The organism is Sphingobacterium sp. GQ94, from assembly GCF_059758715.1.
Window position 1 is genome coordinate 241,346 of record NZ_JCAXEC010000004.1, and the last position, 21,428, is coordinate 262,773.

At 36.2% G+C, this 21,428-nt stretch carries 23 protein-coding genes and 1 tRNA gene; 7 read left to right on the forward strand and 17 right to left on the reverse strand.

Translation table 11 applies throughout. The features are described from left to right. Positions 1-26: 26 nt before the first annotated feature. Positions 27-653 (forward strand): FMN-dependent NADH-azoreductase, encoded by a 627-nt coding sequence (locus tag AC6CHH_RS06155; RefSeq protein WP_498280833.1) that lies wholly within the window; start codon positions 27-29, stop codon positions 651-653. A 138-nt stretch (positions 654-791) separates the two neighbouring features. Here AC6CHH_RS06155 and AC6CHH_RS06160 read toward each other — a convergent pair whose 3' ends face one another. From AC6CHH_RS06160 to AC6CHH_RS06180, 5 genes are all read right to left on the reverse strand, one after another. Then, entirely contained in the window at positions 792-1,358 is a 567-nt protein-coding gene (locus AC6CHH_RS06160) for a Crp/Fnr family transcriptional regulator (protein ID WP_498280835.1), read from the reverse strand. Positions 1,359-1,532: 174 nt separating this feature from the next. Then, positions 1,533-2,030, reverse strand: coding sequence for a GNAT family N-acetyltransferase (locus tag AC6CHH_RS06165; protein WP_498280837.1), 498 nt, complete (start codon positions 2,028-2,030; stop codon positions 1,533-1,535). Between the two features lie 59 nt (positions 2,031-2,089). Next, positions 2,090-2,872, reverse strand: coding sequence for a carbon-nitrogen hydrolase family protein (locus AC6CHH_RS06170; protein ID WP_498280839.1), 783 nt, complete (start codon positions 2,870-2,872; stop codon positions 2,090-2,092). Positions 2,873-3,014: 142 nt separating this feature from the next. Beyond that, complete coding sequence (locus AC6CHH_RS06175) at positions 3,015-3,698, reverse strand: DUF421 domain-containing protein (RefSeq protein WP_498280841.1); 684 nt, start codon at positions 3,696-3,698, stop codon at positions 3,015-3,017. 114 nt (positions 3,699-3,812) lie between these two features. Beyond that, on the reverse strand, positions 3,813-4,796 hold the full coding sequence (locus AC6CHH_RS06180) for a DNA topoisomerase IB (protein ID WP_498280899.1): 984 nt from the start codon (positions 4,794-4,796) through the stop codon (positions 3,813-3,815). Positions 4,797-5,284: 488 nt separating this feature from the next. Between AC6CHH_RS06180 and AC6CHH_RS06185 the strand changes: the two genes are divergently transcribed. Together AC6CHH_RS06185 and AC6CHH_RS06190 are read left to right on the forward strand one after the other, a co-directional pair. Further along, entirely contained in the window at positions 5,285-6,145 is an 861-nt protein-coding gene (locus AC6CHH_RS06185) for an SDR family oxidoreductase (protein ID WP_498280843.1), read from the forward strand. 74 nt (positions 6,146-6,219) lie between these two features. Further along, positions 6,220-6,543 (forward strand): four-helix bundle copper-binding protein, encoded by a 324-nt coding sequence (locus AC6CHH_RS06190; protein ID WP_498280845.1) that lies wholly within the window; start codon positions 6,220-6,222, stop codon positions 6,541-6,543. 123 nt (positions 6,544-6,666) lie between these two features. On the opposite strand, the gene AC6CHH_RS06195 is transcribed toward AC6CHH_RS06190, so the two are convergent. The 3 genes from AC6CHH_RS06195 to AC6CHH_RS06205 form a co-directional block, all read right to left on the reverse strand. Further along, entirely contained in the window at positions 6,667-7,233 is a 567-nt protein-coding gene (locus AC6CHH_RS06195) for a Crp/Fnr family transcriptional regulator (RefSeq protein ID WP_498280847.1), read from the reverse strand. Between the two features lie 19 nt (positions 7,234-7,252). Then, positions 7,253-8,278: an SDR family oxidoreductase gene (locus AC6CHH_RS06200; protein WP_498280849.1), complete on the reverse strand. Its 1,026-nt coding sequence runs from the start codon at positions 8,276-8,278 to the stop codon at positions 7,253-7,255. A 151-nt stretch (positions 8,279-8,429) separates the two neighbouring features. After that, positions 8,430-8,888 (reverse strand): hypothetical protein, encoded by a 459-nt coding sequence (locus AC6CHH_RS06205; protein WP_498280851.1) that lies wholly within the window; start codon positions 8,886-8,888, stop codon positions 8,430-8,432. A gap of 339 nt (positions 8,889-9,227) precedes the next feature. Here AC6CHH_RS06205 and AC6CHH_RS06210 point away from each other — a divergent pair, with 339 nt between their 5' ends. Next, positions 9,228-10,547, forward strand: a complete 1,320-nt coding sequence (locus tag AC6CHH_RS06210; protein ID WP_498280853.1) for an MATE family efflux transporter — start codon at positions 9,228-9,230, stop codon at positions 10,545-10,547. Positions 10,548-10,731: 184 nt separating this feature from the next. Here AC6CHH_RS06210 and AC6CHH_RS06215 read toward each other — a convergent pair whose 3' ends face one another. From AC6CHH_RS06215 to AC6CHH_RS06225, 3 genes are all read right to left on the reverse strand, one after another. Further along, a complete protein-coding gene (locus AC6CHH_RS06215) occupies positions 10,732-11,016 on the reverse strand; it encodes a DUF1330 domain-containing protein (RefSeq protein ID WP_498280855.1) in 285 nt (94 codons plus the stop codon). Positions 11,017-11,033: 17 nt separating this feature from the next. Further along, entirely contained in the window at positions 11,034-11,444 is a 411-nt protein-coding gene (locus AC6CHH_RS06220; protein ID WP_498280857.1) for a DinB family protein, read from the reverse strand. Positions 11,445-11,525: 81 nt separating this feature from the next. Continuing rightward, positions 11,526-12,377 carry a helix-turn-helix domain-containing protein gene (locus tag AC6CHH_RS06225; protein ID WP_498280859.1) on the reverse strand — a complete coding sequence of 284 codons (852 nt, stop codon included), beginning with the start codon at positions 12,375-12,377 and terminating at the stop codon, positions 11,526-11,528. Between the two features lie 371 nt (positions 12,378-12,748). Here AC6CHH_RS06225 and AC6CHH_RS06230 point away from each other — a divergent pair, with 371 nt between their 5' ends. Next, positions 12,749-13,879 (forward strand): DEAD/DEAH box helicase, encoded by a 1,131-nt coding sequence (locus tag AC6CHH_RS06230; protein ID WP_498280861.1) that lies wholly within the window; start codon positions 12,749-12,751, stop codon positions 13,877-13,879. A 106-nt stretch (positions 13,880-13,985) separates the two neighbouring features. On the opposite strand, the gene bioA is transcribed toward AC6CHH_RS06230, so the two are convergent. The 5 genes from bioA to AC6CHH_RS06255 are packed head-to-tail and all read right to left on the reverse strand — an operon-like array spanning position 13,986 to position 18,602. Further along, positions 13,986-15,254, reverse strand: coding sequence for an adenosylmethionine--8-amino-7-oxononanoate transaminase (bioA, locus tag AC6CHH_RS06235; protein ID WP_498280863.1), 1,269 nt, complete (start codon positions 15,252-15,254; stop codon positions 13,986-13,988). Between the two features lie 6 nt (positions 15,255-15,260). Then, a complete protein-coding gene (bioB, locus tag AC6CHH_RS06240; protein WP_498280865.1) occupies positions 15,261-16,226 on the reverse strand; it encodes a biotin synthase BioB in 966 nt (321 codons plus the stop codon). Between the two features lie 25 nt (positions 16,227-16,251). After that, positions 16,252-16,878 carry a dethiobiotin synthase gene (gene bioD, locus AC6CHH_RS06245; protein WP_498280867.1) on the reverse strand — a complete coding sequence of 209 codons (627 nt, stop codon included), beginning with the start codon at positions 16,876-16,878 and terminating at the stop codon, positions 16,252-16,254. Then, the gene (locus AC6CHH_RS06250; RefSeq protein ID WP_498280869.1) at positions 16,871-17,977 is read right to left on the reverse strand and encodes an aminotransferase class I/II-fold pyridoxal phosphate-dependent enzyme; all 1,107 of its coding nucleotides are present in this window, start codon (positions 17,975-17,977) and stop codon (positions 16,871-16,873) included. The genes bioD and AC6CHH_RS06250 overlap by 8 nt, the downstream gene beginning before the upstream one ends. Further along, positions 17,970-18,602: a hypothetical protein gene (locus tag AC6CHH_RS06255; protein ID WP_498280871.1), complete on the reverse strand. Its 633-nt coding sequence runs from the start codon at positions 18,600-18,602 to the stop codon at positions 17,970-17,972. The genes AC6CHH_RS06250 and AC6CHH_RS06255 overlap by 8 nt, the downstream gene beginning before the upstream one ends. 64 nt (positions 18,603-18,666) lie before the next feature. On the opposite strand from AC6CHH_RS06255, the gene AC6CHH_RS06260 reads away from it, so the two are divergent. Continuing rightward, entirely contained in the window at positions 18,667-20,148 is a 1,482-nt protein-coding gene (locus AC6CHH_RS06260; protein ID WP_498280873.1) for an aminotransferase-like domain-containing protein, read from the forward strand. Here AC6CHH_RS06260 and AC6CHH_RS06265 read toward each other — a convergent pair. After that, positions 20,141-20,560 (reverse strand): hypothetical protein, encoded by a 420-nt coding sequence (locus AC6CHH_RS06265; RefSeq protein WP_498280875.1) that lies wholly within the window; start codon positions 20,558-20,560, stop codon positions 20,141-20,143. The two genes, AC6CHH_RS06260 and AC6CHH_RS06265, sit on opposite strands and share 8 nt — an antisense overlap. Before the next feature lie 514 nt (positions 20,561-21,074). Between AC6CHH_RS06265 and AC6CHH_RS06270 the strand changes: the two genes are divergently transcribed. Beyond that, positions 21,075-21,148 (forward strand) — tRNA-His (locus AC6CHH_RS06270). Positions 21,149-21,428 lie beyond the last annotated feature (280 nt).

Consider the following 21,428-nt stretch of genomic DNA (forward strand, 5'->3'; position numbering starts at 1 on the left):
TTTGCTTTATAAAAAATAAGAAGCAAATGAAAAAAGTAATGATTATTAATGCCAGCGTTAGAGATCAAAGGTCATACAGCAGAAAATTAGCACAATTGTTTATTGAGAATTGGACCGCTAAACATCCACATGATATCGTAACGTTTCGCGAAGTAGGGAAAGAACAAATTCCTGCAATCGATGAATCATGGATTGCCAGCGCCTTTATTACCCCATCCAAGAGAACCCCAGAAAATCAGAAAGCTTTGAGACTGAGCAATGAATTAATCAAGGAGCTCAAAGAGAACGATATTTATATTATTGCCACGCCTATGTATAATTGGTCCATTCCGAGTGGTTTAAAATCTTATATAGATCAGGTTATGCGTATAAACGAAACCTGGAAATTCAGGTCTGGCGTTCCTGATGGTGACTACGTTGGATTACTCAAAAATAAAAAGATGTTTATCCTCTCTAGCCGAGGAGATACTGGATATGGTGAGCATGAAAAAAATGCGCACATGAATTTTCAGACAAAGTATTTAAAATTTATTTTTGGTGTAATGGGCGTACAAGATTTGTCAATAATCTCATTGGACAATGAAGAGTTTGGGGGGGAATTGTTTGAAAAATCTAAAAAAGAAATTTTTAAACTAATTCGAACTATTGATTAAAAAATTCTGTATAATCTTGTTTTAATTATAACTGAACAAAGGTGTCTCTTCGATCAATTCAACAAGACAAAATATAAAGTTTAATTGGATAAAAATGGTTAATCCGTAAATAGAAAGGATTAAACAAGAGAAATGAGTTCACCTTTTTTTTCTTATTTCACTTAGATATTCTGGGGTAAAACCTAAATAGGATGCTAGCATATATTGAGGTATTCTCTGCATGAATTCCGGGAAATGAGTTGAAAAATGAAAATATAGATCTTCACGAGATAAGCCATAAAGATACTTGATTCTAAACTGCGATGCTGCATATGCTTTTTGAATTACCAATCTGAAATATCTCTCCAATTGCGGAATATCGGTGAATAAAAGTTCTAGAGAAGTTTCATTGAGTTGTAAAATTTCACAATCTTCAATAGCTTGAAGATTGAAGGTTGAAGATTCTTTGTTCAACAAGCTCATGTAGTCCGAAATCCACCAATTTTCAATCGCAAATTGGGTGATTTGCTCTATTCCGTTTTCTTTCAAAAAAAACATCCGCAAACATCCCTTACTCACAAAATAGTTGGAATGACAAAAATCACCTTCTTTGATTAAGAATTCTTTCTTCTTGAGGAAGATTACCTTGATTCCTCTAGATAGCCGTTCAATATCAGAATCATTTAGATAAACATAATTTTGGATATGTCGAATTAGGTTTTCCATTTACTTAATATTCGTTTTGTTAAATAGACATACATTCCCCATGGTTGCTTTCAAAGTGAATTGGATAACAAATATTGCCTTCATTTATAAAACATATTCTACGTCTAAAACACATTACTAGTTCCCTAGTTCGCTTTTAAAGCATAATCCTGAGTAATACAAATCTTCGATAATTTAAAAGGATATTTGAAAAATACTTTGAATTTTATCCTCATGGGTTATATCATTTACATATTTCAAACCTAATTTTTTGATTAGGCTAATTGAAGGGACATTTTCTGGAAGAATTATAGCTACTACTGTTTTGCAAATATTTTTGCTTGATATTAGGTGTAAAAATTGGGCACTTGCCTCATAGGTATATCCATTCTTTTTATATTTTGGTAAAATGGCAAATCCAATATCATAGTCCTCCATATAATCCCGCTTAATGAGCGTTACTATTCCCAATGGATCATTATTTTCCTTTAAACTGAACACTAAGTAGGTGTAATTTGAACTGTTTAAAATCTTGTTAATGTACGCATAGGCATCATCCTTTGTGTTTATTCCTCGATCTCCAATATTCTTTTTCCATCCTTGCGTTCTCAGTAGATCAAACATAAAGTTGGTGTGTTCTAAACTTAAAGGATCAATGGACAATCTTTCAGTTTCAAATTTAATATCTAGCATTTTTTGCCACTATTTTAAGGTAAAAAATCTTCTCGTTACTTGGGGGAGTAAGTATTCATTTATTCTATTTTTTTTAATCTTTTGGCTAAAAATCCTGTTGCTTTTTCAGGAATAATATCAGCGGTGATTATGCCAACTCTTCCATATTTTTCATGGATGATGCAATCACCTTCAGGAGAAATAATAGCGCTCGCAGATTCTGCATAGGTCGACGCATAGTTTGAACTAGCAAAATAGATTGTGTTTTCTAGAGCCCTCATTTGCATCGCTTTTTCATAATAAGGATTTTCTTTGGCACCCCACTCAGTTAAATTATTACCGTGAGTATTGCTTCCCGCAAAATGGGGATGAAAGACAATTTTTGCCCCATGGCGGGCAGCCCACCTTACAGTTTCTGGGTATCTAAATCCTTCATGACAAATAGAAATACCAAATTTTAGTCCATTTATCTCAAAAATTTCCCTTTTCTGTCCAGCCAACCAAATGTCATCTTCCGATGGATCTAATTGAACTTTTGCTTGATATCCTAGGATTTCTCCCTTGCTAGAAATAACATGAGCCACATTGATAAGTTTATCTCCTAGGTACCAATCCATCGGGATAATAATGGATACGGAATACCTTAAGGCCATTTCACATACTTTAGATAAGGCAGATATCAATCCTTCCTTGTCTCTATCCTCTTCTAAAAAAGGCATTCCAGGATATCCAGGAAGAAATGATTCGGGAAAACATATAATTTCAGCTTGTTCTTCAGATGCTTTTTTTGTTAACAAATCTACCCAGTGTAAACCGTCATTTAAGCCTTGTGGTATAGGAGGAGATGCTAGTGATATTTTCATGATTTAAAATTAGCTTTTTAAAATAAATTTTCAGCAAAAATACGACAAAGATAAATGCAGATAAGCCAGTTTTAATAAGGGTTTTATGAATATCTTTAGTGCTAGTTCATGCTTCTCGAGTCGCTCTAGAATTAACCACTATTTATGTCACCCTATGGGTTCGCATTGTGGTTGCCCATTTATCTCTTGAACACCTATCACATTTTGCATTCACCCGTTCCAGTTTTCCGACCACATTCCCGCAATACATGCAGGCAAATGATTCAATTTGTTTAACGGAATCTATCTCCACATACCCAGTAGGAAATATAGGTAAGCCTTCTCTAATTTCAATGGTTTTATAAAATAAAAGGCTAAGCGTGCCATCTACCTCAAGCACACCTAATTTAACTTGCCCAAGGTGTTCAACTGATTTGTTTCGTAACTCTGCGAAAAACTCCATTTTAGAAAATGTATTATCGTTTTCATGTTTCATCTCAAAGCGGCCATCTTTGATAATAATCATAGGTTTTCCTTCCAACAAATTCGTAAAAGTTTTAAAGCGCGAGGCAAGAAAGGTGAGCAATTTATAAAACGATATTACGCAAGTAAAAACCACAATTGCATGTAATATAGGGATATCACTTTGGAACATTGGATCTCCAGCTGCAGACCCTAGTCCAATAATGATTGCAACTTCAAATAGAGTCAGTTGGCGGACCCCTCGCCTACCTGATATCCTTAAAATAAGGATAATAAGGAAGAACATACAAAATGTTCGAGCGGCTATTTCAAAAAGAAAATTCCACTCTAATTCTGCTAAAAACATTTTTTGGATATCAATCATACTTTAATTTTATTAAGTGGTTCTAAAGATGTTATTACGAATCTAATTTTTTATTAACCCAGATAATCCATCCAAATTAAAATTCCCAAAATGAAATTATCTGAAATTGATATATTAGCTTCCCTTCTCTTCCAATATGTCTAACAATAAAAGTCTTAGTTTATCGGATGGTTTTTGACTTTGTATTTTCCTAGCATTTTTTCTTATGAAAGCGTCTAGGTTACCGTTTAAATAATTTTGCTGAATTGATGGATGGATGTAGTATTTCTTTGCCACACCTACTGTATTGCCAAGCTTGCTAGCAACCAACTTAATAATCTCTCTTAGCTCATTCTCTTTTTCCTTTGGACTTGGAGGTATAGGCCTGTTGAGGATTTCAAATAAGGCTGTTGAGGATGCTCCCCAAGTTCTGAAATCTTTAGAGGAGATATCTATTCCTAAAACATCTTTTAAGTATTCGTTTACCTGACTGGAATTCAACTGCTTTACCTCCATATTATCGTCATAATATTGAAATAAGTTTTGACCGGGAAGTTCTTTCATTCTTTTGATAAAAGAACTCACCTGCCGGTCTGTTAATTTAATTTGTTGCTTTACTCCCTTCTTTCCAATAAACTTAATTAAAACAGAATTGCTATTCAATGATATGTGCCTATTTTTCAGGGTTGTCAGTCCAAAGGATCCATAGTTTTTTTCATAATTTTTATTTCCCACACGTATAAATGTTTCTGACATCAAGTACACAGCAAATGCGCAAATTTTTTTTTGATTTAACGTATGACTCCTTAAATCAGATTTTACCTTCATAAGAAGTAAAGGAAGTTTTTCGCCAAACTGCTTCATCTCTTCAAATTTTTGAATTTTCCGCTGCTGAACCCAGCTTGGATGGTATATGTATTGTTTTCTACCCCGCACATCGTATCCCGTAGCTTGTATATGCCCTTTGGCATCTATACAAATCCATACTTTTTCCCAGGCGGGTGGAATCTTTAAGGATCTAATCCTTTGCAGAACATCTTGATCCTTGATTTTGGTGTTAGAATTAAAATAATTAAAACCATTTACGGTAGCTTTTCTAGTAAAACCTACGTATTGCAGTCGGAATAGGAAAGAATTGCGGCCATTTTATCCTACTATATTACTGGTTTATAATCCGTTTCATAGGGCAATCGTTTTAATACCAATCAAGAATATTCGTCTAGTTTCTATACACGTTTTCATTCTTGTGAAGAACCTTATTGTACATTAGAACAACTTATCAAGCCAAATTGTTGGCTGGTGTATTTTTTATTTTTCTCATCTCACCCTTTATAAACATTTGGATGCTACTAACTGTTTAGAAATCATCAAGAGTATACTTATGTTAATGTGCATTCAACCTGGTTAAGTCCAGCAATTAAAATTCGACAAAACTATACGGGAGCACGTTTGTTTACTAAGAACTGCCACTGTGATTAATGCATATTTAAGCGCTAGAAATAAACGATAATTTAAGTGCTTTAAACTCTCCTATTGACCTCTTTATGGAGAGATTTTCTGTCGATTAAAGTTGCCCTTACTATCTTATAAAGAGAACTCAAAAACGTATGAAGAAGGAACTGAAAAAAAAAATTAGACCTGAGCAAAAACAAAGACGTGCAGGAAAAGAATCTCAATTAGACCCTCTGCCTGAATCTTGGCCTAAAGAGTATCCCAAAGGCAAACTCGCAGGAAAAGTTGTATTGATTACAGGTGGGGATAGTGGAATTGGTAAAGCAATTGCCCTTCTTTTTGCTAAGGAAGGTGCTAAATTGGTCATAACCTATTTGAATGAAACCACAGATGCCAAAGCAATAGAACCACAGCTCAAAAGTTTTAATGCGGAATGCTTGTTCATCAAAGGGGATATGGGAAAAGAGAGTCACTGTAAATCAATCATTACCAAAACCATTAAGCAATATCATCAACTTGATATTGTCATCAATAACATTGGGATGCATTGGGAATCAAACGAATTGACAGATATTTCTACTGAGCAATTATTAAATACGTTTAAAATTAATTTTTTCTCTCACTTTTGGATCTGTAAATATGCCTTACCCCATCTAAAGAAAGGGGCAAACATTATCAATACGGCATCCGTGGTGGCTTATCGAGGCAGTAATCATTTGATCGACTATGCTGCAGCAAAGGGAGCCATTGTTTCTTTTACCAGAAGTCTGGCCAGTAATTTAATTAAAAAAGGAATACGGGTAAATGCTGTAGCTCCCGGTCCTATTTGGACCCCGCTGATTGCATCAACTTTTAAGCAAAAGGATGTTGCCACCTTTGGAAGCGACTCACCCATGCAGAGAGCTGGAATGCCCAATGAAGTTGCGCCTGCCTACTTGTTTTTGGCATCTGATGATGCTTCATTTATCACAGGACAGGTTATACACCCTAATGGGGGTGAAATAATCAATGGTTAATATCAAATCAAATGCCTCTGATTCTCATAGTTCAATTAAAATTAGAAAATTCAGTACATGAAAAATCATCTACTATGGAAACGTTAAATAAATTATTAAACAGCCTGAACGCATGCATCAATGCCTGTGATCACTGCTCAGCTTCCTGTTTAAAGGAGAAAGATCTAGAGCATATGGCCTCCTGCATCCGTGGAGATTTAGCTTGTGCATCTGTTTGTCGTACCACCGCTAGATTATTTCAACTGGGACTAGGTTCATCGGATGCTTTGAAACTTTGTATACAAATCTGTATTACATGTGCCATGGAATGTGAAAAGCATGAGCACGAACATTGTCAAATGTGCGCAAAAAGCTGCCGAGAATGTGCAAATGAGTGTGAATTGTATTTGAGCAAGTAACTGAAGAGTATCTCAAGAGCTGGCTGAAGAAAATGCAAATGATCCAAATTTGACGGAACAAAAATTCCCGATAAATCATATCGTTCAAAACAGCCCATTCTGAAATAGGACTTTTAAAGATCTTTACGCATTTTTCCGAATCCGACTGAGGGACTGAGGAGTAATCTGCAAGAAGGAAGCAATGTGTTGCTGAGGGACTGAAAGTACTAAATCAGGGTAACGCTTAACAAATTCTTCATATTTTTGTTTTGCTGTACCAAAGTGCAAAAAATCATTGTCCTTGATTTTATTCATCAATGCAGATTCTGTTAAACTTTTTGTCAAGATGAATAACTTAGGAAATGATTCGTTGAGTTTAATCCAAGTAGTTCGATCAATGATTAACAATCTACTCTCGGTTAAGGCCTGAATGGCTGAGTCCGTTGGCGTATTGTTATAGAAACTCTCAATATCCATCATGAACTGATTTTTACGCATGAAATATTTGGTTGCTTCCTTGCATTCATCATTAGAGATATATACTCGAAATACGCCTTGGGCGATAAAACCGAGTTTATCACATATCTGCCCAGCTGAAAAGAAATGATCACCAGGTTTTACTATCTTTGTTTCAAAGTTTTCCGTGATTTTTATTATTTCTTGCTCCTGCAATATGCCGCCAAAACTTAAGACTTTTCTCAGATTTTCCATGGTGATTCTTTTCCTTCTATTATTTTACTAGACCTAATTTAATCAAACTTTCTGCACAAGCAATAACAGCTTCTTTATTTTGTTTTGGCTCCCATTGCAGCATCTGCATTGCTTTGTGGCCATTTACTTTCCTTTCTATTCCCAAATCTAAAAGAACTGGTGCTAGAGATTTATCAAATAAACCCAAAATCTTGGTGATAAAATCTGGTAATAATTTTTTTGGAATTTTTCTTTCCGGGAAATTTGCACGAAGGATTGCTGATATATCACTAAACGATAAAAAACCTGCGGAACTTAAAAAGCGTTCCCCTGCTGCTTCAGGAATTTCCATAGCCCGAATAAGCATATCAGCCACAGAACGCACATCAACCAAATCAAACCCTATTTTAGGAACCGCTGGCATACTTGAGTCCAACATTTTTAATATAATATTCGCTGAGGTACCAAAATCATCCTCTAAAACAGGTCCTAATATTGCTCCTGGTAAAACCGCAACCAGCTCCATGCCTGATTGATCTTTTTCCATAAATTCCCAAGCTGCCTTTTCAGCTAAGGTCTTGCTGCGAAAATAAGGCGTCGTGTCTGAATGATTTCTTATATCTGTCCAGGTTGTTTCATCAAATGTTCCACTTTGTTGGCCTTTTGGTTTACCATAAAGGACAGCGCTGGAGGATGAGGTAATCACGACCCTTTTTACTTGATTATAGGAAGCGGCTTTTAGGATATTCAACATTCCATTTTTGGCAGGCAGAATAAGATCATTCTCATGTTTAGGTAATTCCCGTGGAAATGGGGAGGCTATATGTTGTATATAATCTATGCCCTTTGTTAATGTTAGCCATATTTTTTCATCAGATAATTCTGCTTGAACAAAACTCAGATTTTCCGTATTATTCACCTGCGAGCCTATGAGCTTCTTTATAGATTCTGACCGGTCCAAATTACGCATAGTTCCAATGACCTGATAGCCTTTTTCCAATAATTGAATAGCTGTGTGAGAACCAAGAAAACCGGAAATACCGGTTAGTAAAACTTTTTCTTTCATGTTATATTTTTTGACACTCAAAGATAAAGAGGCTATTTTAGATTAGCATTTAACAAATGGTAAGAAAATCAAAAGTTTATAGACTTTTGATTTAACACGAAATTTTTCACATTTTAAGGGCAATAGAAAACACCTTTTTTTTGCTCACGCGTTATTTCAGATCAACTCTAATCTCCACAATTCCCAAAGGCATCCCTTCTGCCCTAGTATTGGGACCAATTATTAGGGTATAGTTTCCGTTCTTTTTAATGGCATAGCGAATCTCATTCCCAAATGGACCATCCGTTTGGTTATCAGGCATTTTAATGGTGCTGATGTAAACATTTCTATTCTCACCAGGCAAATTTAATTTTCCAATCAGACTATCGCTTTGCACATTGGGTACTAGAATGTGAATTCGCTGATACGTGTGATGCAATTCTGTGGAGAGTGTCTGTCCAGAATGTGTTAAGGTCAATTCAATTATGGAATCGTTAGAGACTAATTCTGCGTCATCCATCATCGTTCTAGAATCACTTACCGCCGTTGTATCCTCATTTACGGATTTTGGCGTTGTGGCAGATTGACAACCCAAAAAAAGAGTTATCAATATAACTATTAAATAATGCATATGTCTCATGAATTAATTTTTACATTTAATATCTTGTGAAAAGTGAAGCTCAAACTCACAATAAGGCGTTGTCAGTATAAACATTAGCGGTATATAATTGTTTGAAACTTCTGCTAATCTCTGAGAAAACTTAACAATTTTGATATATTAGTATAGGGATGTTGCATTCAATATTTCGTTTATTAACGCTCCAGAAATACTTTGGGTGAAGCCCAATGTTGGTAACCGTATAATCCGCGATTTTTTCTGTCTTATTAATACCATAAATGCTTGCTGAGACATTTAATAACATCAAATTAACGAACCTAGAATAGGACCACAAAAAGAAAAACAAACTAGATGATTCATCAAAATTATAAACACATCATCAAATTGGCGATTCCTGTTATTTTAGCCAATGCTTCAGTGCCACTTTTAGGCTTGGCCGATACTGCGATGATTGGTCAAACTGGTTCGGCCGCTGATCTAGGTGCAATTGCCCTGGCAAGTTTGGTCTTTAATTTTGTGTATTGGGCTTTTGGTTTTTTACGCATGGGAACCACTGGTTTTATTGCCCAAGCGGCAGGCTCTCAACAAAAAAGCGAATTGCATACGATGTTCTTTCGATCTATTCTTTTAGGACTAATGATTGGACTCCTCTTGATTGTCTTTCAAAAATTGATTGGTGAGACTGCTATCCTGCTATTAAGTGCAAGTCAAGAGATAAAGCAAATGGTTGCTGATTATTTCTATATCCGCATCTGGGGAGCACCAGCAACGCTCATTACTTTCTCACTGATGGGAACATTTATTGGTATGGGATGGACTCGGCAGATGCTATGGGCACAACTTTTTCTAAACATACTTAATATCATTTTGAACATCTTATTTGTCCTTCGATTCGACATGGGTGTGAAGGGCATCGCCTTGGGAACTGTCCTTGCCGAATGGATTTGTTTATTTTTTGCTTTTTATCTCATCATTAGAAAAATGGAGCTACCAAAACCCTTTGATCGGTTGCGCGAGGTATGGTCTGATGTTTTAAATAAGAAAAAGTTGAGTGCACTGATGAAAGTGAATTCTGACATCATGATCCGAACATTAGCACTCATTAGCGGGTTTGCTTGGTTTGCTAATCAAGGAGCTAAATTTGGCGATTATACCTTGGCGGCAAATCACGTATTGCTCCAATTTGTCTCCCTTTCGGCTTTCTTCTTAGATGGTTATGCCCACGTGGCAGAAATGCTAGCTGGTCGTGCCTATGGAGCTAAAAATAAAGCACTTTTTATCCAGGAGGTTAAGCACTCGAGCATCTTGGCTGCAATTACTGCACTAATCCTTTCGATATCGATATATGCTTTAGGTGATCTACTAATTTCGCTATTAAGCAAAGATGCCCAGATACAAACTCTTGCTTCCAACCATATTCTTTATGCCGCAATCTATATATTGATTTCATTTGCTGCTTTTCAATTAGATGGCATCTTCATTGGGGTTACCCGCAGTACAGAAATGAGAAATGCCACCCTTATTTCACTCGCTATCTTCCTGATATCCTCCTTTCTACTAACCAGTGAGTATCACAACACTGGTCTGTGGATCGCCTTTATACTTTTTATTCTCGTTCGAGCACTTAGTCTGGGGTATTATTATCCTAGGATCCTGCGCAAAATGGAATAAGCTGATCTTAAGTTAGGCAAATAAGGTCATACCCAATTATACCCTTTATGATATAGGTAAAAAAAGAATATATCATAAAGGGTATACATATAACTATTTCCAACAAACCTAAACTGTACGGTTCGGTGGATTAAGTCATTGAACAAAGTCTATAGTTGTATTCCATAAAGCTGGTTCTTCGACTCTAATCAGTAGCCAATACAAAACGATTATTTCTTACAGATCGTAATCGTATTTTCTTGATTTCCTTGTATTCATCAGAATGATAACAATCCAAAGCAAGTTCTTTGGTAGGAAAAACGACAATTGCGTTCACCTGACTGTGAACTCCTTCCACCGTGAGGGCCTGGTTATCAGAAAAAAGAATGGAGGCCCCATAACTTGGGAGTAACTTAGCCACTTCATTTGCGTATAACGCATAACCTTGTTGATCAATTACATCATAACTGATAATATAGAATGCTGACATGACAATTTTTAATTAGATTAATAGATATATTCAGGTGGAATAATTCCACGGCACCTCAAATAAAGGGCGGCTTGTCCGCGATGGTGAGTCACATGATCCAAAGTGGCAAGTAATCCAATCTGTTCATTTTCATGACTCAAGGAAAGACCTTGGCAGGTTTTTTCTAGTTCTATAAACATCTGCTCAAGATATTCTAGAACATCATCTTTATTCTCCTTTGCTAACGGTGGATCCCACGGAGTTTCCGTTGCCAGTAGATAATTCGTTTTCCACCATTGTATACCATAGCCAATATGATTTAATAATTCAGCAAAGTTCCAAGCAGCGCCCACTGGTTTAAATGTGTAATCCTTTTCGGGCATTGCCTGAGCAACCTTTAGGGTATAATCCTTTGCTCTACCCACTGTGTCTAAGAGTTTTTCTTTCATTATTTTTGAGTTTAATGTTAAACAAAAATAAATGCTGAATCAGAAAAAGACTTTAGGTTTCTTGCTCTTTTAAGCGGTCATTTACTCATAAATTCGGCTCATCGTTCTATATTTTTGTGGTGCATTACCGAATCGCTCGGCAAAGGAGGTAGAAAAATGCTCAAGACTGTTAAAGCCTGAAAGGAAGGCAATATTGGTAACAGGAAGTGAGGAAACTCTCAGTAGGACTTCTGCATTTTTAAGTCTGAGGGATAATAAAAAGGCGTGCGGAGAGTCCCCGGTAAATGTTTTAAAAATTCGGCTAAAATGAAATAAACTCACGCAGCACACCTGTGCAATTCTGGTCAATGATATATCTTCTGCAAAATTACGCATCATGTAGTCTTTTGCTCTTTCTACAGTGCTGAGATGGTTCATTTTTAAACGTGATGAAATTAAAATTTGTTTTGTGGAGGTCACAAAGTCTAATGTTTTTTCAATAATCTCCATAACAATCTGATCCATGTCCAACCTATTGACACGGTTGGACAATACCCTAGAGATAAGATAGTAATGCAGGAATTCCGTATCTGATGTTGTATTAATTTGGAGCGAATGTATGTCGTGGTCAACGAAGAATTGATGATTCCGGTAATGTTCGTTTAATTTTTCATAAAACTCATGATTAAATTCGATAATAGTACATTCATCAGGAATTTCATGGGTATGAGTTACCGTGTGTTCGTAGCCTGGTTTGGTGATGAGTACACGACCCGTATGTGCATCAAAAGAATTCCTAAAAACATTAAATAGAAAATTACCTTTTCGCACAAAACTAATGGAGAAAGTATCTACATATTCAGGCTTAGAAGTGACACATTCTATACAGCGACATTTAAAATCAAGGATTCGATAAAAATCAGATTGGTACAAGGTCGATATAGTTGCATCCATTAGATGATGTATTTTTTAATTTTTGCCGTAAATGACCTGCCATCATAGGGCAAAAAATTTAATAATATAAGATTTACGCATTAATTTATTCCATTGGACATCAATTGTCCTATAGATAAAGATAAAATATTTATTTCAATTTAAACTAACAATATTAGCAAAATTTACACTTTATTTCTTTGTTATAATCAATCCCCTGAGAAGATTGCTTCTTTAGGGCATAAAATGTGAATAACATATAAGCAGTTGAATATCGGTCACACTATTTCTCTCTAGAGCTTAATGGGATCATCATTCAGAATTATGCACACCTATCTTAATAAAATGCTGTTGCTCGTGATATTTGTCTATTTTTGCATAAAAGAAATTATATGTCATTTGCATCCTTAGGTATATCCCCGATTTTATTAAAAGCATTAGAAAATCAGCAATATACAGTTCCTACTCCTATCCAGCAAGCTGCTATACCTGCCATTTTAGATAAAAAAGATGTGCTTGGAATCGCTAAAACTGGCTCAGGAAAAACTGCCGCTTACGTATTGCCACTTTTAATGAGCCTACAGGAAAACATCGGTGTCAAAAACCGTCACGCCAATATTCTGGTACTAGTGCCCACTAGAGAATTAGCAGAACAGGTAAAAGAAACATTCAAAAATTTCAGTCTCACCTTAGTCCAACCCGTGAAAACCTTAGCCGTTTACGGTGGTGTTTCCATCAACCCGCAAATGAAGGGTATGCAAGGCATTAACATCCTGGTAGCAACCCCTGGAAGACTTCTGGAACTTATAGCGAATAATGCAGTACATCTATCCAGTATAGAGACATTAGTCCTGGATGAGGCGGATAAAATGCTGAATCTTGGGTTCAAGGATGAAATGGACAAGATCTTTGCACAATTACCAAAGAAGCGTCAAAACATTCTTTTTTCCGCGACCTTAAGTACCGAACTGCAAGGGATCCAACAACTTATACTACAGAATCCAACAATTATTCAAATTGAGCAAGAAGAAGATTCGATAGATCTTATCAAACAGATTGCCTACCTAATGCCTGCTGAAAAAAAAGGTCCATATCTACGTTACCTTATTGAAAACCAAAATATGAAACAAGTTTTGGTTTTTGCTTCATCGGTTCATCAAGTCGATGCAATTGTCAATAAACTTAAAAAGAATAACATTGATGCCAGAGCCATTCATAGCAAGAAAAGTCAAGGTTCCAGGACTGAATCCTTAGCACATTTTAAGACTGGAAAACTAAGGGTATTGGTAGCTACTGATTTGATGGGCCGTGGGATTGACATCAGTTTCCTACCGTTTGTCATTAATTATGAATTACCACGCTCACCCAAAGATTATATTCACAGAATTGGTAGAACGGGCCGGGCAGAGAATCCCGGAGAGGCGATATCACTGCTTTCTTTACATGAATTGCACCACTTTGGGGTAATTCAAAAGAAAATTGGCAAAACTATAGCATTGATTGATATTGAAAGAACACCTTAGTTAGTCCATTTGATGAATACATTATAAAGGTTCTCAATCCAGATTAAGAATAAGAAGCCCTCATTTTGTGAATGAAAACAAAGGCTTCTTATTCCCTAGGAAATATTCACCCCTCTTCAAGCAATTCCAGAATAGAAGTATATACAAAATTAAGCTCTTTCTCTGATGTGCAATATGGTGGTAGCAGATAAATGACATTCCCTAGCGGTCTAATCAAAATACCCTTTTCAATAAATCTAGTATACAAGGATTCTTGTATTGGGCTAAAATAAGAAGCTCCATGATCCTGCTTGAAGTCCATGGCCAATATTGTTCCTAATTGGCGGACATTTTCAAGCTTGGAAGAGTTTTTAATAAAGTTTGCAAAAGATTTTTGCTGGTTGGCAATCCTTTTTATTTGGTTCTGCGTATTCTTTTCAAGCAATAAATCTAAGCTTGCTAGCGCTGCGGCACAGGCCACAGGGTTTGCCGTAAATGAATGTCCATGAAATAGTGCCTTCGATTTCTCATCTGAATAAAATGCTTGATAGATCGCATTGCTACAGGTGGTAATACCCATCGCTAGAGTCCCACCTGTTAGTCCCTTAGAGAAACACATAATATCAGCTGGTTGGCTCAGCCTATCAGCTGCGAAAAGAGTACCTGTTCGGCCAAAGCCAACAAATACTTCGTCTTGAATTAGCAGGATTTCTCTCTGCCGGCAATATTTCAAAAGCTCAGAAAGATCTTCAGCATCATGCATGAGCATCCCAGCAGCTCCTTGGACTAAGGGTTCATAAATAAAGCAGGCAATTTGATTGACATGTTGGTCAATTATTTCTTTTAAATTTTCTATATTTTTTTGATGGGGTGTCTCTATAAAAATTACCTCAAATAACATATCTGCAAATGGTGCAGTCCAGGTACCTCTTTGGCTCACAGACATGGCTCCGAAAGTATCGCCATGATATCCATTTTTAAAAGCCAAAATTTTATTTTTGTTTTCACCTTGATTATACGCTAATTGAATACACATTTTCAGAGCGACCTCAACAGCAGTTGAGCCATTGTCGGAATAGAATACTTTTTGCTGGTTTTGGGGTAGTAATGCAAGGAGTCTTTCAGAGAGTTCAATAGCTAAAGGATGAGTGAATCCGGCAAAAATTACTTGCTCTAGGGTCATGAGCTGCTCAAACATCTTTTGAGCAATATAGGGATGAGCATGTCCATGAAGGTTAACCCACCAACTGGAAATCATATCCAGATAACTCTTTCCATTGCAATCGAATAACAAAGAACCTTCTCCTTTTACAATTGGGAGATGCACCGTGGTTTTCATTTGGCTATAAGGGTGCCAGTTTACTTCCAGATCTCGCTGAATTAAACTTTGTTGCATAGTAATTTAATTTTGTTTTGTGACCATAGGACTCAATCCCAAGTTAAAAAGCATTTGGAGATCTTGATTTAAATCAGGATTGGGAGTAACCAAAAGGGTTTTGTTCTCAGCAGAAAATATTGAATTCGCTCCAGCCATAAAACACCAAGCTTGCTCCGATTCGTTCATTTCTATTCTTCCTGCACTTAATCTGACCATGGAGGAAGGCATCATAATCCGGGCACATGCAATCATCCGAACCATGTCCCAAACATCAACTTTAGGTAAATCCGCTAAAGGAGTTCCTGGCACTCTAGCAAGAGCATTAATAGGAACAGATTCTGGATGCACAGGCATATTAGCCAAGGTTCTCAACATAGAAATACGATCGTCAACCCCCTCTCCTAATCCTATAATTCCGCCTGAACATACTGTTATTCCAGCTTTTCTTACATTTTGAATTGTTTGTAAACGGTTATCAAACTTTCGAGTGGAAATTATTTCATCATAATATTCTTCCGAAGTATCCAAATTATGGTTATAGGCATAAAGTCCAGCCTGTTGAAGTCGTATAGCTTGATTTTCCGTAAGCATACCCAAAGTACAACAAACCTCAAGGCCTAACTCATTTACCCCCTCTACCATTTCAATAATTCGATCGAAATCCCTGTTATCCCTCACCTCTCGCCAGGCAGCAGCCATACAAAACCTAGTTGATCCATTTTTTTTTGCCTTTCTAGCATGTGCAAGCACCGTTTGGGTCGGCAAGAGTGCTTGAACATTAATATCTGTTTGATATCTTGCTGCCTGTCCACAATATGAACAATCCTCAGGGCATCCTCCTGTTTTTACCGACAATAAAGTTGATATCTGTACTTCATTTGCCTTATGAAATTCCCGGTGAACAGTTGCTGCTTGATAAACCAATTCAAGTACTGCTTTATGGTAAAGTTGGGTTACTTCCTCCTTTGTCCAATTATGTCTTATTTTCATTGTATTAATTATAGTGATTCACGTGTCAATATTCCTTTATCTTAATTTCTTTGACTGCCTTTAACAAATTATGTTCATCCAATTTTTCAAGCCAAGGAATCTCAATAACTTGGGTTTCAATGGGTTTATTTGCTAGTAAAATTCGTTTAGATGATTCCATGAATTTCCCATTGAGCACCAGATAAGGAAAATCAATCTCCTTTTGTTTCAGAGCAAACATGGATAATAAACTATGGTTGATACAACCCAAATAATCCTGACAAACTAAAATCACCGGAGTCTGTAAGTACTCAATAAGGTCAATGATAAAATCTTTATCGTTTAAAGGGACAAATAACCCTCCTGCTCCCTCTATGATTAGGGCTTTATCACTTGATTCCTCGGGTTTATGAAAGTCAGATAGCGAAATATGCAATTGATCCAACTCAGCTGAGTAATGAGGAGAAAACGGATTTTTCAATTCAAATCTAGGTTGATGAATCTTGGTATCTGAAGAAAGCAAACGACGAATCATCATCGAATCACTACGATCAAGGTCGCCCGATTGAATAGGTTTCCAATACGCTGCATCCCACAATTTAACCAAAGCAGCGGAGCAGATTGTCTTCCCGATCGAGGTTCCGATTCCAGTTACAAAAAAAGATTTATTCATAGTGCACCCCTTCTATTATCTTGATCAATTGCCTAATTTCTTGCTGGGTATTAAAAGCATGTAAAGTTATTCTAATCCGCTCTTTTCCAATGGGAACCGTTGGTGCACAAACAGCATAGCTATTCATGCCGTGCTGGGCTAACTTTTCAACCATGTCTTTGGCTCGACGTAGATCCGAAAAAAAAACTGGCTGAATTGGGCTTACCTGATCCGCAATATTTGATGGACTATTTTCCCTAAATAATTTGATCAGCGCATTTAAATTCTTTAATATTTCGGGATTTTCTAAGACAAACGTATAGGATTCTTTAATCGCTAAGGCTTGAAAATCCGGAATTGCTGTGCTGTAGATAAATGGGGAGGCAAAATTAACTAAATAGTCAATCAAACTCTTGGGACCTACTAGAGAAGCTCCGTAAACACCCATTGCTTTTCCGTACCCTATCATCCGAACAAAAACCTGTTGTTCCAATCCCAATTGCTGAACGAGACCCAGCCCAAAAACACCAATCGCATGGGCCTCATCTACAATTAGTTTTGCCCCATATGGTCTTGATAATTCGAGTATGTTTTGAATAGGTGCAAGATCACCTTCCATAGAATATAGGCTTTCAATGGCAATATAGATCTCATTGTATTTTCTTTGATAAGCTCTGTTTAATAAATCGCTCAAATGATTTAAGTCATTATGTTTGAATTTCCATCTTTGCCCCATTGAGAGTCGACAACCATCATAGACTGATCGGTGAACTTTTTCATCCATTAACACAACATCATTCTTTTTAACTACACTAGAAAACAACGCTAAATTTGCAGCGTAACCCGTTGGAAATAATAATCCCTTTTCAGCGCGATGGATGCTGGCTATGTAGTCCTCAACATCCATTTTCACCAAAGAATTTCCACTAATTAACCGAGAACCAGTTGACCCCATAATGGAAGTAGGATGATTTCGTAAGGTAGTATGTAGTCTGTCTTGAAAGTCACGGTTTTTGCTTAATCCTAAATAATCGTTAGAGTAAAAATCAATCCCTCTTGGTGTACGGTTTAGATCCCGAAAACCAGCAGACTTTTGTCTTAATCCTAAATTGTTATACATGGGTATTAATAGGTTCAATTGCTCTGAATATTTCCTCTTTTATTGAAAGAATCCATCTTTCATGTAGCTGATGTTCAAATTGAAGTGCATTATTCGCATGAATTTCCCAATCAGTATCAAAGTCTTTTAATTGTTGAGTCATTTCCTCTAGATGACCTTGTTCTTCGAGAATGATTGATTTTACCATAACTTTGGATCCATACGTATCCAGACAACTTTGATAAATTGGGTATAGAAGATCCGCCCGAATTTCTATTGCATAGGTTACTAGCAAGTAGGCAGCATATTTTAAGGCTATTCTATCCAGGTTAAAATGTTTTTTTAGATACCTACAGACAGAAAGGTCCAATTGGTTTAAATAATGTTGAGTACTGCTTCCTCCAAGTAAAGATTCTTTCCGATAAAAGTTACAATTCTGTTCACCTAATTTTTTTAATTGTTTTTTTAGATAATAGGCATGCCGATGTTCTTCGGCAGCATGTTTCAATTGCATTAAGGAGGTCTCCACAGGATCCTCACAAGCAGAAATTTTCTTTGCACCTGCATTCTCCATATAGGAAAGTGTATTCAACCATTTTGCATGCAATTGATCATTTCGTATAATTTGTTTCAGGATATCTTCCATATTTCTAATTTTAAATCAAAAATACTATCTTGCCGGACCATCACTTGGTACCAGTTTTAATATAATGAATAGTCCGGTTGAAATCCCTTATAGAAGTTTTATTCAGATTGATCGAACATCAGTCACGCCCATCTACCTTCAGGTTGCCAATGGATTCATCCAAGCAATTGTTAGGGGGCACCTTAAATCAGGAACAAAAATTTTGGGTAGCAGAACTTTAGCCGAGCTACTGATGGTACATCGTAACACCATATCAGCAAGCTATGAAGAGCTGTATTCTCAAGGATGGTTAGAAATAAAACCCAACAAGGGGAGTTTCGTCGCTTCCATTCTCCCGGATGTAAAGATTAAGAAAACAGAGCTTAAAACATATCCAAAACAGACTGGGTTTAATTTTAAAAAATCCATTTTACTTGACAACCCTTTTGAGATAAGCAAATGCGAGTATATGTTTAATGATGGCAGTCCAGATATTCGTCTTACTCAAATCGATGATTTATCGAGAATATACAGCTCAAACATGAAACGAAAAAGTAATCGATCAAAAATGGGCTATTACAATCATGAGGGAAGTGAATATTTCAAAGAACAACTCACTCATTATCTCCAACTCTCTAGAGGATTACAAATAAGTCCCGACAATCTTCTCATAACAAGAAGTATTGAAATGAGCTTATATATTATATGTGAAATCCTTCTGCAAAAGGATGATATCGTTGTTGTGGGTGAGTTGAGCTACTTTTGTGCCAATATGGTGTTTCAAAAATCGGGAAGTAAAATTTTGACTATTCCAATTGATCAGGATGGCATTAACACCAATGCCTTAGAATCGCTCTGTCAAAAACACCCTGTCCGCATGGTATACCTCACACCTCATCAACACTATCCTACTACAGTAAGTTTGAGCGCCTCGCGAAGAATGGAAGTCCTGCAATTGGCAAAAAAATATGGATTCGTTGTCCTTGAAGATGATCATACATACGATTTCCAATACGACAAACAGCCCCTACTTCCCTTGGCCAGTAACGATCAGGATGGAATGGTGATATATGTTGGTTCATTTGGACAATCGTTAGCTCCAGGATTTCGAACTGGATTTATCGTTGCCCCAAATAACTTAATGACTGAGATGAGAAAGTATCTGGGCATAATAGATCGTCAGGGCGATATTTTAATGGAACTTGCTTTAGGAGACATGATTGAGGACGGCGTTATTCATAGACATCTGAAGAAATCACTGAAAGTATACCGGGAAAGAAGAGATCAGATGGTTAACCTACTAACAGATGAGCTTGGAGATGAATTAATCTTTCAGCCGCCAACCGGAGGGCTAGCAATTTGGGTCAATTGGAAAAACCCCATCAATCTAATGAAATTGAGTCAGCAAGCACTTATAAACAATTTATTTATACCAAGAACGCTACTTTATCAAACCAAATTTTACAATGGAATGCGAATTGGTTTTGGCAACTTAAATACAAAAGAAATGCAGGAAGCTGTTTTTGCTTTGAAAAAATCGTTTTTTGAATTAAAAAACGTTACTTAGAAACAGGAACGTTTTTTACAGAGGATACAGCCGAATTCTCGTAATGAACATACAGTCGTTTATATTTCAACACTTCTCTAGAATCCCCTAAATAGGTCATTTTGGTATCTTTAAAAATCATCCTAGATGCTTTCTTTTCCATGCGTGTTACGTATTCCAAGAATTCTTTAAACAACAATCTCCTTTCTTGAGTAGTATAACGACTCTGTTGACAAATTCTTAGAATAATATCTTCCTCAAAATGCAAAGTGATTCTTGTACCATGTGCGTTCAAAAGATAAACTAATGGTTTCGGTCCATCATTTGGAAACAATCCAAAACCTATTTTTCCTGCTTCATTATTAAAAACATAAGCATAGAACTGGATGGTTCCAATTAAAGTAGAGTCTATTAAAATGTTTTTTGATAACATGATTTCAGAATTTGGGTTAAAATTTCATATCCAAACTGTTAAAGTTCAAATATAATTAATATTAGCCTAAAAATTAAACTTAGAAAAACATTTATTAATCAGTTTTTAAACGCTCGATTTACACAGTATTCCGCTTCAATTTTAACAAAAAACAAGAAAGAACTGAAATCCGTAAACCCCTATTAAAGTTTAAGTTATGGAAATTTAACAAAAAAATCAATCAATTAAAAATTTTTCACTTTTTTCTCTTTAATTATAGTTAAAAAAGTGTGAGCAATAAAAAAACATAAAGAATACTTTTGGTTTATAAACCCAAGGATTAGCAAATCATTTGTCAAAAACTTCAACTTAAAGAAAGAATATTCTCCATTTCACTAGATTGTTTAATGCTAGAAGGTATTCTAAAAAAAATATCTTCTTAGAAATGAGCTTTTTCTACATTTAAAGCTTTTATATAATGAAAAATATTTGGAGGATATAGAGAATAGTCATACTTTTGTATCACAAAAACACGGTAGGTATAGCTCAGTTGGTTAGAGCACTAGATTGTGGTTCTAGGGGTCGTGGGTTCGAGCCCCATTACTTACCCGAAAAAGCTTCTCAGCAATGAGAGGCTTTTTTTGTACCCTAAATACTGATTATAGATCAAGTTCAAAATTGTGGGGGAGATAAAAATGGAAGGAAATTCAAAATCTCTTAGAAACCAATCCGCAACTTCATAAAAAATTCGATGTTTTTGGCCGCATTTTGAAATACTTTTTGACACAACTAACATATTTTTTGAATTGAAAAACGTCGCAGGGCTCTCATGATGCTAAAGTAAACTAGTTGGTTAATAAATTGATCAACAGAGCTATTGAAAAGTAGA